The 14,458-nt window shown below is 40.2% G+C and carries 12 protein-coding genes and 1 riboswitch; all 12 genes read left to right on the top strand.

The window, feature by feature from the left end:
* The first annotated feature begins 1 nt into the window (after nt 1).
* The 12 genes from H4J76_RS06255 (at nt 2) to H4J76_RS06200 (ending at nt 14,425) form a co-directional block, all read left to right on the top strand.
* Complete coding sequence (locus H4J76_RS06255; RefSeq protein ID WP_182216636.1) at nt 2-823, top strand: ABC transporter ATP-binding protein; 822 nt, start codon at nt 2-4, stop codon at nt 821-823.
* A gap of 49 nt (nt 824-872) precedes the next feature.
* Nucleotides 873-2,123: a phenylacetate--CoA ligase family protein gene (locus H4J76_RS06250; protein WP_182216638.1), complete on the top strand. Its 1,251-nt coding sequence runs from the start codon at nt 873-875 to the stop codon at nt 2,121-2,123.
* Between the two features lie 14 nt (nt 2,124-2,137).
* Nucleotides 2,138-2,608, top strand: coding sequence for a PaaI family thioesterase (locus H4J76_RS06245; RefSeq protein WP_182216640.1), 471 nt, complete (start codon nt 2,138-2,140; stop codon nt 2,606-2,608).
* Nucleotides 2,608-3,414 carry an enoyl-CoA hydratase gene (locus tag H4J76_RS06240; protein WP_182216641.1) on the top strand — a complete coding sequence of 269 codons (807 nt, stop codon included), beginning with the start codon at nt 2,608-2,610 and terminating at the stop codon, nt 3,412-3,414. Before H4J76_RS06245 ends, H4J76_RS06240 begins: the two co-directional genes overlap by 1 nt.
* A 713-nt stretch (nt 3,415-4,127) precedes the next feature.
* Nucleotides 4,128-7,133 (top strand): TonB-dependent receptor, encoded by a 3,006-nt coding sequence (locus tag H4J76_RS06235; RefSeq protein ID WP_182230273.1) that lies wholly within the window; start codon nt 4,128-4,130, stop codon nt 7,131-7,133.
* 412 nt (nt 7,134-7,545) lie between these two features.
* Nucleotides 7,546-8,157, top strand: coding sequence for a histidine phosphatase family protein (locus H4J76_RS06230; protein ID WP_182221874.1), 612 nt, complete (start codon nt 7,546-7,548; stop codon nt 8,155-8,157).
* 72 nt (nt 8,158-8,229) lie between these two features.
* Nucleotides 8,230-8,379, top strand: a riboswitch (cobalamin riboswitch).
* A gap of 144 nt (nt 8,380-8,523) precedes the next feature.
* Nucleotides 8,524-9,387 (top strand): ABC transporter ATP-binding protein, encoded by an 864-nt coding sequence (locus H4J76_RS06225; RefSeq protein ID WP_220465270.1) that lies wholly within the window; start codon nt 8,524-8,526, stop codon nt 9,385-9,387.
* Nucleotides 9,380-10,399, top strand: coding sequence for an iron ABC transporter permease (locus tag H4J76_RS06220; protein ID WP_182230272.1), 1,020 nt, complete (start codon nt 9,380-9,382; stop codon nt 10,397-10,399). The genes H4J76_RS06225 and H4J76_RS06220 overlap by 8 nt, the downstream gene beginning before the upstream one ends.
* 11 nt (nt 10,400-10,410) lie before the next feature.
* Complete coding sequence (gene cobT / locus H4J76_RS06215; RefSeq protein WP_182230271.1) at nt 10,411-11,493, top strand: nicotinate-nucleotide--dimethylbenzimidazole phosphoribosyltransferase; 1,083 nt, start codon at nt 10,411-10,413, stop codon at nt 11,491-11,493.
* The gene (locus tag H4J76_RS06210; protein WP_182230270.1) at nt 11,494-12,330 is read left to right on the top strand and encodes an adenosylcobinamide-GDP ribazoletransferase; all 837 of its coding nucleotides are present in this window, start codon (nt 11,494-11,496) and stop codon (nt 12,328-12,330) included. It begins immediately after the preceding gene.
* Nucleotides 12,327-12,929: a bifunctional adenosylcobinamide kinase/adenosylcobinamide-phosphate guanylyltransferase gene (gene cobU / locus H4J76_RS06205; RefSeq protein WP_182230269.1), complete on the top strand. Its 603-nt coding sequence runs from the start codon at nt 12,327-12,329 to the stop codon at nt 12,927-12,929. The genes H4J76_RS06210 and cobU overlap by 4 nt, the downstream gene beginning before the upstream one ends.
* Entirely contained in the window at nt 12,929-14,425 is a 1,497-nt protein-coding gene (locus H4J76_RS06200) for a cobyric acid synthase (protein WP_182230268.1), read from the top strand. The genes cobU and H4J76_RS06200 overlap by 1 nt, the downstream gene beginning before the upstream one ends.
* Nucleotides 14,426-14,458: the final 33 nt, after the last annotated feature.

The following is a 14,458-nucleotide window of genomic DNA, read 5'->3' as shown; positions in this document are numbered from 1 at the left end:
TATGTCACAACCTGCAGTTAAAATAGCAACAGCTAAACCGCTATTGTCAGTGAATAATATTGAAGTTGTTTACGATGACGTCATTCAAGTTTTACGCGGAGTTTCGTTAGATGTTCCTGAGGGGGATGTCGTCACTTTATTGGGGCCAAATGGTGCTGGTAAATCGACCACTTTAAAAGCGATTTCAGGTTTGTTGAAAAGTGAAAAAGGTGAAGTTACTCGCGGCGACATTACCTTTATGGGGGAGCGTATTGACAGTAAAAATGCTGAAGACGTAGTGCGCAGTGGTCTATTTCAGGTAATGGAAGGCCGACGTATTATTGAAGATATGACGTCACTTGAAAACCTAAAATTAGGCGCATATACCCGCAATGACAAAAAAATTAATCAAGATATCGAAATGGTCTATAACTATTTTCCTCGCTTAAAAGAACGTACCGGATTAGCAGGTTATTTGTCAGGAGGAGAGCAACAAATGTTAGCGATAGGTCGAGCATTAATGGCGCGCCCTAAAATGATCTGTCTTGATGAACCTTCCATGGGCTTGTCACCACTTTTAGTGAAAGAAGTGTTCGATATTATTGGAAAAATCAATCGTGACCAAGGTATTACTATGCTGCTGGTTGAGCAAAATGCCAATTACGCGATCAAAGCAGCAGACTATGGCTACATTATGGAGTCAGGAAAAATAGTGCTTGATGGCACGCAAGATCAATTGCTAAATAATGAAGATGTAAAAGAATTCTACTTAGGCGGTGGTAATGAAAACCGCAAAAGCTTTAAGAATCTTAAGTCTTATAAGCGTCGTAAACGTTGGTTGTGATTTTTTCAATAATAAGACCCGCAAATAATATTAAGGAATGAACAACGATATGAATAGCTTCTATGATGACAAAGAACACCAAAGTGAACTGCAGCGAGAAAACACATTATTTGGGCAATTACCCGCGCAACTTCTGTTTGCTCAAAGCCAATGCCCGTATTACCAAGATAAGCTGGCTGATATTACCCTTGAAAAAATAAGCTCTAGAGCTTTACTTGCTTCATTGCCGATAATGCATAAATCAGACTTAATTGCTTTGCAACAAGCACAACCTATTTTTGCGGGTCTAGATGCTAAGTCAGCTAATATTGGGCGAATTTTTCAATCACCAGGGCCGATAAACGACCCAGAAGGTGATGGTAATGATTGGTGGCGAATGGGTCGTGCCTTTTATGCGGCTGGTTTTCGCGCAGGAGACCGTATACAAAATTGCTTGTCTTATCATCTTACGCCGGGCGGTTTTATTATGGACTCGGGCGCGAAAGCTTGTGGTTGTGCTGTTATACCCGCGGGGCCAGGACAAACGGAACAGCAACTTGAGATAATTGAAAATTTAAAGCCCTCAGGCTATTGCGGCACACCCTCATTCTTGAAAATATTATTAGATAAAGCTCAACAACAAAATAGAGACATCTCTAGTATCTCTAAAGCTTTAGTAACGGGTGAGGCTTTACCCGAGGGCTTGCGAGGTGAATTACAAGCACGAGGGGTTGAAACTTTGCAAGCCTATGCCTCAGCAGATGTGGGTTTAATTGCTTATGAAAGTGCGCAGTCTGATGGGTTAATTATTGCTGAAGATATTATTGTTGAGATTGTCAGGCCGGGCACAACAGAGCCCTTGCCTGATGGTGAAGTAGGTGAAGTGGTCATCACTAATTTTAATAAAGATTACCCACTAATTCGTTTTGCAACCGGTGATTTATCAGCCATAAAAGTAGGAGTAAGTGCCTGTGGTCGCACCAATAAACGTATTAAAGGCTGGTTAGGTCGTGCTGATCAAACCGCTAAAATAAAAGGGATGTTTGTACATCCTATTCAAATTGAACGAGTACGCCAAGCCCATACTGAAATTGCTAAGGTTCGTTTGTTGATCACCAGTGAAAACTTTAATGACAGTATGCTTTTACAATGTGAAATTAACCATGAAAACTATTCGATTGAGCAAGAAGCCGCGCTGGTATTAGCTATTTCGTTAAGCCTAAAGTCTATTACCAAATTATCAGGTAATGTGGAATTATTACCACTAAAGCAATTAAAAGATGATGGCAAAGTTATTGATGATTTGAGAACGCTCTCTTAATTTAAGGAATAAATATGAACAGCAAAGCATTTCAAGCGTGTTACCCAGACGATTTAAGTCATTGTTATGGTTGTGGCACCAATAACCCCGAGGGGCATCAGTTAAAAAGTTATTGGTCTGGTGAGAAAACAATTGCTCATTTTACCCCTGAGCCTTACCACACAGCGATCCCTGGTTTTGTTTATGGTGGTCTAATTGCGTCATTAATTGATTGTCACGGCACAGGAAGTGCCTCTGCCATGGCGTATCAGTGTGAAGATCGAGAAATGGGCAGCTCTCCTGCGCTACGTTTTGTTACTGCTGCGCTGAATATTAATTATCTAGCGCCAACGCCTCAGGCGGTTGAACTTGAACTAATAGGCACATTTGTTGAAGTAAAAGAACGAAAAATAATCGTAGAAGTTACTGTCTCAGCTAAGGGGGTTACTTGTGCAAAAGGGACGGTGATCGCTGTAAAAATGCCCGCAACTATGGTGGTAAAGTGATGAGTAACTCAGCACAGCCCTATGTTTTATCTCGGATGTCAGGTCGAGTGCTATGGCTAACATTAAATAGACCTGAAGCAAGAAATCCACTTTCTTCAGCCATGATCTCGGCACTGAAATCGTCAATAACCTTAGCGAACAATGACCGTGAAGTAAAAGTTATTGTGATCACCGGCTCTGGTAAAGTATTTTCGGCAGGTCATGACTTAAAAGAAATGAGTGGTAGAACGTTAGATGACCCGTTAACGCGCGAACAGCGTGTTAACGACGTTTTAAATAGTTGTGCAGACATGATGATGTCATTAGTAAAATCACCCAAAGCAATTATTGCTTGTGTGCAAGCCACTGCAACAGCAGCTGGATGTCAGTTAGTGTCAATGTGTGACTTAGCGATTGCCAGTGAAAATGCTAAGTTTTGTACCCCTGGCGTTAATATCGGTACTTTTTGTAGTACACCTTTGGTAGGCATTGGAAGAAATATTCACCGCAAACATGCTATGGAATTAGCGTTAACAGGCGATCTTTTTTCAGCAGCAGACGCGGTACGTTTTGGTTTAATTAATCGTGCAGTACCTACTGATTTTCTATTGGAAGAAACAGAAAAGCTGGCACAAAAAATTGCCAGTAAATCTGCCATCGGTATAAAAGCGGGTAAAGAAGCCTTTTATCAGCAACTAGAAATGCCAATTGAAACTGCTTTTGCTCATGCTGGCGCAAGCATGGTTGCAGCGATGCTTTCAGAGGAATGTGAGGAAGGTGTTTGTGCTTTTTTTGATAAACGTGAAGCGAAATGGGGAGAGATTTGAAACCAGTTTGTAAGCTTTATTAGGAAATCACTTAATATTTTATGTTGTTTTTTTCCAAAATTATTAATTGAATATATTAATAATTTAAATCTTTGATATTTAAAGAATAGGGCATTGAATGACGTTCGTCAATCAATGCCCTATTTCTGTTTATCAATGTCTACTTTCTAAATTACACTCAACTCTGTTTAAGAGATAATTGACTTATTGAAAGCATGTGATTTGATTTCACACTTTACACTAGTTTTATATTTTGTCTTTTTATCGGATTTTACCTAATTGTTATTTTTTTGTTAAAAGTACGAGGATGTTATTTTTAAGTGTGAAGTTTAGTGGGGTTTTAACTCTAATATCCATAATTTCATTGCTTTTACAATCGTTGAAGTTGATTTTTATGTGGTATTTTTTCAGTTGTTTAATAAAAATTTATTATTTTTATTAAACAACTACGTCTAAATATTTATTAGCTTGTTGTTAATAAAGGTGAATTTTAACTTTTTAATCTAGATGCTAATAAAATTGTATAGCGGTAATCAAAGTTATCCTAATGCCAACAGTATCAGAGTATTCTGCTGAGTACTTTCTACAGCTTTTTTCGTACTATGCTTGTAAAGTCACTTTGTTTGGGTAAGAATGCAATAAAGTGTTACTTTTTTGTAACATTTTTGGTTTGTTCAAATAATAATTATTAAATACTGGAGATAAACATAATAATGAAAAATTCAAATATAAAGCGAAGCTTTAATCGCTCGTTAGCTGCTATCGCAGTTGGGGCATGTTTAGCTGCGTCTCCGATGACTTTTGCCGATAATGTTAGTGGCTCTATTTACGGTAAAGCCATTCAGGGTAAAAGTGTAACAATTAAGAACCCAGCGACAGGTTTTAAACGCGTTGTTGTTGTTGGTGAAGATGGCCGTTTTAACTTTTCTAAGTTGCCGACAGGCAAATATACTGTCGACAATGGTGTAGATACTCGAAACATCTTAGTCGCTATTGGTAAGGGCAGTAATGTTGATTTTACAGAAGTTTCTGAAATTATCTCTATTGTGGGTAATTCTTTAGTTAGTATCGATACCACATCGGTAGAATCGACTTCAGTCTTTACTGCTGAGCAAATAGACTTATTACCGGTAGCAAGAGATTTGACATCAGTTGCTTTGTTAGCTCCTGGAGCAACAGCAGGTGATTCTGGTTTAGGAAATGGTAATACTGCCTCTTTTGGTGGTTCGTCAATTGCTGAAAATGGTTATTTTATTAATGGTTTCGATGTTACTAATATTCGTAACTTCACCTCTTTTGCTGACCTTCCTTATGATGCTGTTTCACAGCAACAAGTTCGCACTGGTGGTTATGGCGCAGAATACGGTCGTTCATTAGGTGGCGTTGTTAGTTTAGTAACTAAACGTGGTTCAAATGAATGGAAATTTGGTGGCTCAATTGAATCTACGCCAGCAAGTTTTAGAGAAGATGGCAAAGATGTTACTTCTCGCGATCCTGATTTAGAATACTCTAACCGTTATTCTTCATTCCGCTCAGCTAATGAATTTGACTCTTTATCCTATAATGCCTATGCATCAGGCGCTATTGTTGAAGATAAACTATTCTTTTTTGGCTTATTTGAAGGCCAAGATGATGAAAGCAATACCTTTGGCAAACAAACAAGTGAGACAATGAAAGACGACTCACCAATGTACTTGTTAAAGCTTGATTGGAATATCTCAGACGACCATTTATTAGAGATGACTTACATCGATAATGAAGAAACACAAGAATTTACCTCATACAGTAACCCTGAAGGTATGTATTACACTGGGACTCATGGTGAAGCTGCTGACCCTTATGAGATCACCAAAGGTGGTGATGTTACTATCGTTAACTATACCGGATTTTTAACTGATGATTTCTCAGTAAGTGTTCTTTGGGGCAACATGACCAATGAACTAGAAACGCGTAACCCTGATATCGGCCCTGGCGCTGAATGTGAGTTAGTATTCGATCGCCGTGAAACACCTTCAAGTTCACAAAGCATTGGTTGTTGGGGTATTGCTCAAGGCCAAAGTACTGTGCCTGAAGCTGGGATCGCTTCTGATACTGATGAACGCGACTCTTTACGTTTAGGCGCAGAATGGATTCTAGGTGAACATACACTTCGTGTCGGTTATGACCAAGAGAAATTTACCTCGACTAAACGTGGCACTACCTTTACAGGTGGCGAATACTGGCGCTGGCATGTAGCTCAAGATGTTGACGGAGCAGGCGGACAAAGTGTTAATGGTGCTTTTGTAACAGCAGGTGAAGAATATATTCGCCATAGAGAAAGTAATACGGGTTCTGCTTCTTATGAAGTTGAAAACACAGCATTTTATATAGAAGACACTTGGCAAGTTACTGATGAGTGGATGGTATACTTAGGTTTGCGTTCAGAAGGCTTTGAAAACCGCAACGGTGATGGCGATTCATTTGTTAAATCTGACAGTGAATTGGCGCCGCGTTTGGGCTTCTCTTGGGATATGGATGGCGATGGTAACAAAAAACTTTTCGGTACTGCCGGGCGTTACTTTATGCCAATCGCGGCTAATACAAATATTCGTGCTGCAGGTACTGAATGGAGCTATGAAGAGTACTTTTATGTAGACAGTGCTGATGAAAATCCAATCACTGCTGCTCCTGATAAAGTGGGCGACGCTATTGGTACAAGAAACTCTAACGGTGATGAGAAAGCGCCTGATTCAAGAACCGTAGCGGCAACAAACTTAAAACCTATGCATCAAGATGAATTTATTCTTGGCTATCAACAGCAGGTTGATGACTGGATTTTAGGTGCCAAGGCTATTTACCGTGAAGTTAAAGATGGCATGGATGATTACTGTTCTCATCAGCCATTTATCGATTATGCAACAGAGAATGGTTATAATGATTTCGATTATAAATCAATGGCTGGCTGTATGATGATGAACCCAGGTAATGATTTTTCTATTGCGCTGGATCTTAACAATGACGGTAATTACGAGGTAGAAAGTGTTCCTGAAGAATACTTCGGCCTAGAAAAATACAAACGTACTTATAAAGCTTTAGAATTCACTTTCGAGAAGCCTTTTGCTGACGGTTGGTTCTTGCAGGGCTCTTATACTTTAGCTAAAAGTGAAGGTAACTCAGAAGGTTATGTTAACTCGACTCTAGAGCAAGAGGATGCAGGTTTAACACAAGACATTGATAATGCATTATTTCAGCATGGTGCCTATGGTGCTTTACCCAATGATCGTCGTCACACCTTTAAAGCTTTTGGTGCATACCAAGTTAATGATGAGATTTCAGTATCTGTTAATTTCAGTTTACAATCTGGTCGTCCAAGAAACTGTGTTGGTTTTATCCCACTTGACGAACTTAGAGATGAGTTAGGTGTTGATGCTGGCGGTTTAGCTAATTACGGTGCTTCATCGTTTTACTGTGGTGGTGTATTAGGTAATCGTGGCGATCAAGGCCGTACTCCATGGGTTAAAAATGTTGATCTAGGTTTAACGTATAAGCCGGAATATGTTGATGGCTTAACCGTGAAAGTCAATGTTAGAAATGCCTTTAACTTTCAAGAAGTCACTGAATACAATGAAACAGGTGACGTAGGCTCGGCTTCATCGAGACTGCCTAACCCTAACTATACGACACCCGTAAACTACCAAGCTCCACGTAGAATTACACTGACTGCTCGTTATAGTTTCTAATTAAATAGTAAAGTTAAACATATTTAAATTAGCCAAGCCGTTCAGATAAACTGAGCGGCTTTTTTATAGATGAATTTAGGCACTTTTTGCTATTACATTAAAGCATTAAGAGAGAAGCCCCCGGACCGCCTTGGTTTTCAACAGTATCAAAAGAACAAAACGAATTAGCAGGTATTTTACCTTTAAATCTAGGGTCCTATTATGATGGAAATGAGGGATTAAAACGTGCGTTTTTTCCGTAAACGTGAGGCTAAATGGCGAGGTAGTTAAGTGCTCATTTTGCTAAAGTGAACAACATTGACGCGCATGCTGTCGCTTATAAGTGCACGGCTATTTGTCATAGTACTTACGCAATATTGAATTTAAGGTTACGCTATGCTTTTTTACACTATATATATTAAGAGGTAATGCTTTGCTACAGCGGACTTTATATTTATTACGCCATGGTGAAATTGCTACACCGGGTATTTTAGCCGGTAAAACAGATGTCGCACTTTCTGAAAATGGCTTGCAACAGCTGTGGGACGTTAGCCAAAAATTACCAGAGATATCCTTTTGTATCAGTTCACCTTTGCAACGTTGTCAGGTGTTTGCCAAAGCATACTCATTAAAATACAGCATTAATCTCCAATTAAGCGATAACCTTAAAGAAATGAATTTTGGTGATTGGGATGGAAAAACCTATCAAGCCTTGTGGCAGATAAAAGCCAGTGCTGTGCAGCCTTCACTGGGTGATTTTTGGCAAAACCCTTGGCAGCATACTGTGCCTAATGGTGAAGCTATGGCTGATTTTGTCAAGCGTGTCGATACTTGGTGGCAAGAATGGCTTGCAGACGCACCCGAAGGAAATACCTTGGTGGTTGCGCATGGTGGTGTTATCAAACACTTAATTGCGCGTGTACTTAATTTGCCTATGCCGGGCACGGTTCACATGAGTCATATTGATATTCCTTATGCGGGGCTAGTTAAAGTTAATATTTATACTGATGATAGTGGCGTTGATTGGCCAAAAATAGTGTGGTGATAAGTTACCTCGATAAGTCAATGAATTCGGTGTTATTGGCAATTAAACCTTGCTATTTTTAGTGAGCAGACGATAATCTCCAAACAAAATTATATAACTCATTTTTAATGTGGGAATGTGGTGAAAAACCGCAACTGTACCCGCAACTGTAAAAGCCTTTTAGTGGTATTTAATAACCATAAAGCTTAAGTCAGGATACCCATTAATTTAGAGTCATTTGCCTATCAAAATGACAGGCAAAACCAACAAAGTCGAGCGGGTTTACTCGAACATTGTATTGTCGACTCTTGAGTTTTCATATACTAAGAGATTGATTGTGCTCTGTTTGATGCTCCTTAAGTGTCAATAGTATGTGAGTAGCAATTTTTGAATAGTAGCCAGGATCAATCCTCATCAATAAATACCGCTAATACCGCATTGCTTTCAGTGCAGCATCTTTCTTGGCATGCCGACAGCCAACTTATTTTAGATGATATTTCTTTCACCATTAAAAAAGGCAGTTTTACTGGTATTTTAGGGCCTAATGGTGCCGGAAAGTCTAGCTTACTTCGCTGCTTATATCGTTACGTAAAACCTGATTCTGGTTTGGTGGAATTTAATCAAAAAGATATTTGGAAAAAGTATGACGCCTATCAATATGCGCAAGATATCGCTGTAGTTTTACAAGAAACACCCACCCATTTTAACTTAACTGTTCATGACGTTGTTGCGCTGGGTTTACTGCCACACAAAGGTCTATTTACCCGTGATCAAGCCAGCGACCGACTCAAGATAGACCGTGCTATTAAGCAGGTTGGCTTAGTGGATAAAAACTTACAAAATTTTGAACATTTATCCGGTGGAGAAAAACAACGCGCACTTATAGCTCGTGCTATCGTGCAAACGCCCAGCTTACTTATTATGGACGAGCCAACCAGTCATCTTGATGTTCGCTATCAAATTCAGGTTATTGAATTAGCTAAATCGCTAGGCATCACGGTTATTGCGTCTTTTCATGATTTAAACCTTGCCAGTGCGATGTGCGATCAACTGCTGGTGTTAGATAAAGGTAAACTGGTTAAGCAAGGGTCACCACAAGCGGTGATCACCTCTGAAATGTTATCAAATGTATTTGGTGTCTGCGCGCAAGTTTCTCTTCATCCACAACATAAGGTTCCTCATATTTCTTATTTCTATGGCTACGATACTCAAGAAAAAACGGCAGAAAGTAGAGCGTTACCTCATGTTTAAGGTCAATCATTCGGGGATTATTTTTCTGACCTTAGCTTTCGGTGTTATCAGCTTTATTGCGTCGTTATCTTTAGGTGCGGCAGATATCAGTTTTAGCGATGTTACTTCGAGTCTACTGGCTAGTTTATCCGCAGATAAAGACGCTAGTGAGGTGATTTTTTATGAGCGTATTATTTGGGAGTTACGCATGCCGCGCGCCATTTTAGCTTTTTTAGCGGGTTGTGGCTTAGCGGTTTCTGGGCTGATTTTACAAACGGTAACGCGAAATCCATTAGCTGACCCTTATCTTTTTGGTATTTCTTCAGGGGCTTCTTTAGGAGTCGTTATATCTATTGTTTTATTGGGCAGCACTATTTCTGTTGTAACACCTGTCGCGGCTTTTGCGGGCAGTTTAGTGGCGATGCTAATGTTGCTAATGATCTCTGGTCGTCGGCAAAGTCAACAAGTTGAATCTATGCTATTGGCTGGCGTAGCGTTATCGTTTTTGTTCAGCTCGTTTACTAGCTTGTTACTTTATCATACCGATCCACAAGCGGTTACGGCGATATTATTTTGGACTATGGGCAGTTTTTCACGTGCGCAATGGTCAATTTTATGGTTTCCCGCGGTCGTTATTATTAGCTGTGTCATTATGATGTTAGCGTATCGACGCCAACTGAATGCAATGTTGTTAGGCGATGAAAGTGCTACAACCTTAGGTATTAATGTTAACCGCTTTCGCTTAGTGATGTTGGTACTGAGTTCACTGATCACCGCAACGTTAGTCTCTTTGTGCGGCGGTATAGGCTTTGTTGGCTTGATGATACCCCATATTGTACGATTTTTTGTTTCTCAAGGCACTGTTTTTGGCATTATGTTAACCGCTTTAGTCGGTGGTATTTTTATGATTTGGGTGGATGTATTATCGAGAGTTGTACTAGAAAACCAAGAGCTACCCGTAGGTGTTATCACTTCTGCTTTGGGGAGCTTATTCTTTTTATCCTTGTTGTACTTTCGCAAAAATAAAGCTTAAAGGAGCTATTGATGAACTTTGCTATTAAAAAAGTAACTGATGTGTTTAATCAACAGATCCAGTCGACTATCGATGGAAAAACTAAACCACTCGGCGCATTAGGCCAACTAGAAGATACCGCTAAAATTATTGCCGCTGTGCAGTTATCAATAGTAAATACTGACCAACAATCATTGAGTATTAAACATCCTAGTTTATTTATATTTGCCGGTGATCACGGTGTCGCAGCGCAAGGTGTTTCTATTGCACCTAGTGAAGTGACCTCACAAATGGTGGCTAATTTTGCCAGCGGTGGCGCGGCGATTAATGTCTTTTGTAAGCAGCTTGGTTGGCAGTTAAGTGTGGTAGATGCGGGTATTTTATCGCCAATTGATAATTGTTCAGGCGTTATCAATCAACGTTTAGGCAATATCACCGCACCATTAAATATCGCACCAGCGATGAGTCTAGCGCAAGTTGAACTCGGTTTTGAAAAAGCGACTGCTTTGGTCAAATCAGTTCATGAAAAAGGCTGTAACTTAATCGCTTTTGGTGAAATGGGAATTGGTAACACTACTTCTGCCGCCGCTATTATGGCGGCTGTTATGGGTATTCCAGCCAGCGAATGTGTTGGACGAGGTACTGGCGTTAGTGATGAAATAGTAAAAATCAAACAACAGGTCATTGAGCAAGCATTAGTGCTTCATCAAGGAAGTCTCAACAGCCCTAAAGAAATTTTAGCGTCTTTAGGTGGTTTTGAAATCGTACAAATTACCGCAGCTATGTTAGCGGCGGCCGAACAAGAAATGCTTGTTGTTGTTGACGGTTTTATTTGTACTGCCGCCGCTATGCTCGCTATCAGTATTAATAAAAATGTTAAAGATTATATGATTTTTGCCCATTGCTCGGGTGAGCAAGGTCATCAAAAAATGCTTAGCCATTTGCAGGTTAAGCCGCTATTAAATTTAGGTTTACGCTTAGGGGAAGGCACAGGCGCTGCATTAGCACTGCCATTAATTCAGGCGGCTGTGGCTTTTTATAATGATATGGCAAGCTTTACTCAGGCGCAAGTGACCGATGTTACTGGTGCTAACACTAACAAAGCTGAAGATTAAATGACTAAGCAATCACGCTGGCAACAATGCCAACAACAATACTATTTGTTGTTACTTGCTTTAAGTTTTTTTACTCGTATACCGGTGCGTTTACCTGAGGTGGTAAAACCTGAAATGCTTCATCAAGCGAGCCGATATTTTGCCTTAATTGGTTTGTTTATTGGTGTGATCACCGCCTCTATTTTAGTGTTGTTGGCGAGCTTTTTACCCATTTCTTTAGCGGTACTTATTTCTATGGCGGCGAGCTTATTGCTTACCGGCGCTTTTCACGAAGATGGTTGGGCTGATGTTTGGGATGGCTTTGGTGGTGGTTGGACCGTTGAACAAAAGCTAAACATTATGAAAGATAGCCGTTTAGGGACTTATGGCGCAGCCAGCTTATTTTTCATTTTAATGATCAAATATCAGAGTTTAGTGTTATTAAGTAGCCATAGCAGCAATCCTTTATTAGCACTTTTTGTGGCATTGATTATAGCGCATACCTTAAGCCGAGCCGTCAGTACCAGTTTAATCTTTAGCATGGCTTATGTCAGCGAAGATGCACAATCAAAGGTTAAACCTTTAGCGCAGCATTTATCTCTAAAAGGCTTGTTAATCTTATTAATTACCTCAGCGGTGGTGATGTTTAGCTTATTACCAGCCGTGCATTGTTTAGTACTAATAGCGGGCTTATGGCTAATGCGTCTTTTATTAATATTTTGGTTTAATCGTCAATTAGGTGGTTTTACTGGTGATTGTTTAGGAGCTGCGCAACAAATTTTAGAAGTGGCGGTTTATACTATTTTACTGGTCTTAGCATCTCCAGCGACAACATTTTTGACGGAGGCAGGCCTATGAAAATTAGTGATGCTAATACACTTCATCTAATTTTAGGCGGAGCACGCTCAGGAAAGTCGAGCCTCGCCGAAAATATTGCCAAACAGGCTGAATCAGCAGGGCTAACGATATGTTATCTCGCTACGGCGCAAGCCCATGATGCAGAAATGAGCGCACGTATTTTACAGCATCAAGGCGAACGTCCTCAACATTGGCAACTGCTTGAATCGCCGTTGTATTTAGCTGAGGCACTTCAACAAGCATTACAAAGCAGTGATTGTGTGCTGGTTGATTGCTTAACACTTTGGCTAAGTAATTGTTTATGCCATCAAGATAGCGAGTTTTATCGCCAGCAAAAGTCACTGTTTATCGAATTTATAACGCTATTTATTAGCGATACCAACGCCTATCAATCAAAAAAGCTTATTTTTGTTAGTAATGAGGTCGGGCATGGGATTGTGCCTATGGGCGAGCTGTCGCGACAATTTGTCGACCAAGCAGGTTGGCTGCATCAAGAACTGGCTACATTAGCCAAGCAAGTCGATTTTGTTATCGCTGGATTACCACTGACATTAAAAAGTGACGCGTTGATAAATAAAATATCGGAACAACAAAATTAATGAAAACATTAATGGTGCAGGGCACCACCTCTGACGCCGGAAAGAGTACCTTGGTGGCTGGTTTATGCCGAGTATTTGTAAATTTAGGTTATAAAGTAGCACCGTTTAAGCCACAAAATATGGCTTTAAATAGTGCTGTTACTAGTGATGGTGGTGAAATTGGTCGGGCGCAAGCACTACAAGCAGTGGCCGCAAAGATTGCACCACGTGTTGATTTTAATCCGATATTACTTAAACCCAATAGCGATACGGGGGCACAAGTGATTGTTCATGGTCGAGCCATATCAAATATGGAGGCGACCAGCTACCACGACTATAAAAAAGTAGCGATGGACGCTGTCCTCGAATCACATCACCGTTTAGCGAAAGAGTTTCAGCTGCTAATGGTTGAAGGGGCAGGTAGCCCCGCAGAGATAAATTTACGCGCTAATGATATTGCTAATATGGGCTATGCCGAAGCGGTAGATTGTCCTGTGATCCTCGTTGCTGATATCGACCGGGGGGGTGTTTTTGCTCACTTAGTGGGGACACTCGAGCTATTATCACCTTCAGAGCAAAACCGCGTGAAAGGTTTTATAATTAATCGCTTTCGTGGAGACATTAACTTATTAACGTCTGGACTTGATTGGTTAGAAGAGAAAACGGGTAAGCCAGTATTAGGGGTATTACCTTATTTACACGACTTAGCACTTGACGCCGAAGATGCCGTTGCGATTGAAAACAAGGTTGAACAAGCCAAAATAAATATTGTTGTACCGTTATTACCGCACATAAGTAACCATACCGACTTTGATACGTTACGTTTAAACCCTGAAATAAATTTACGTTATGTCAAAATGGGCGAGCGGATAAACAATTGTGACTTAGTGATTTTACCCGGCAGTAAAAATGTTATTTTTGATCTGCAATTTCTTAAAGAACAAGATTGGCAAAGCGATATAGAACGTCATTTGCGCTACGGCGGTAAAGTGTTTGGTATTTGCGGTGGCTATCAAATGCTTGGGCAAACTATCAGCGATCCTGAAGGTATTGAGTCAACGATTGAGGCGATAACGGGTTTAGGTTTACTCGAACTTACCACTGAATTAACCGCAGAAAAAAAATTAGCACAAGTCTCTGCCACTATGACCTTGGGCAGTAAAAGTTGTCAGGTTAAAGGTTATGAAATTCATTGTGGTGTTTCTACCATGACGGCTATTGATAATAAAACGCCTGTGCCTCTGTTGTTCAATAAAAGTGACAATCAGACCAGCGATGGTTGTGTTTCAAATGATAATCAAATAGCGGGTACTTACCTACATGGTATTTTTGATGAAGGGGCTGCGACACAATTATTAGTTGACTGGTTAGACAGTAACAATGACATCCAGCGGACGATTAATCTTGATGAACACCGAGAGCAACAGCTTGAACGTTTGGCTAATGTTTGCCAGCAATACCTAAAAATATCAGCGATTGAAGATATTATTAACAACAGCAAAACGACCACACCCTAGTGCTTGAAAAGCGCCTCTTAAAAAGTAAAAGGC

Source organism: Colwellia sp. BRX9-1 (genome assembly GCF_014077195.1).
Lineage (GTDB): Bacteria > Pseudomonadota > Gammaproteobacteria > Enterobacterales > Alteromonadaceae > Colwellia_A.
Note: the sequence above shows the minus strand (reverse complement) of the source record. Positions and strands in the feature narration are given on the sequence as shown.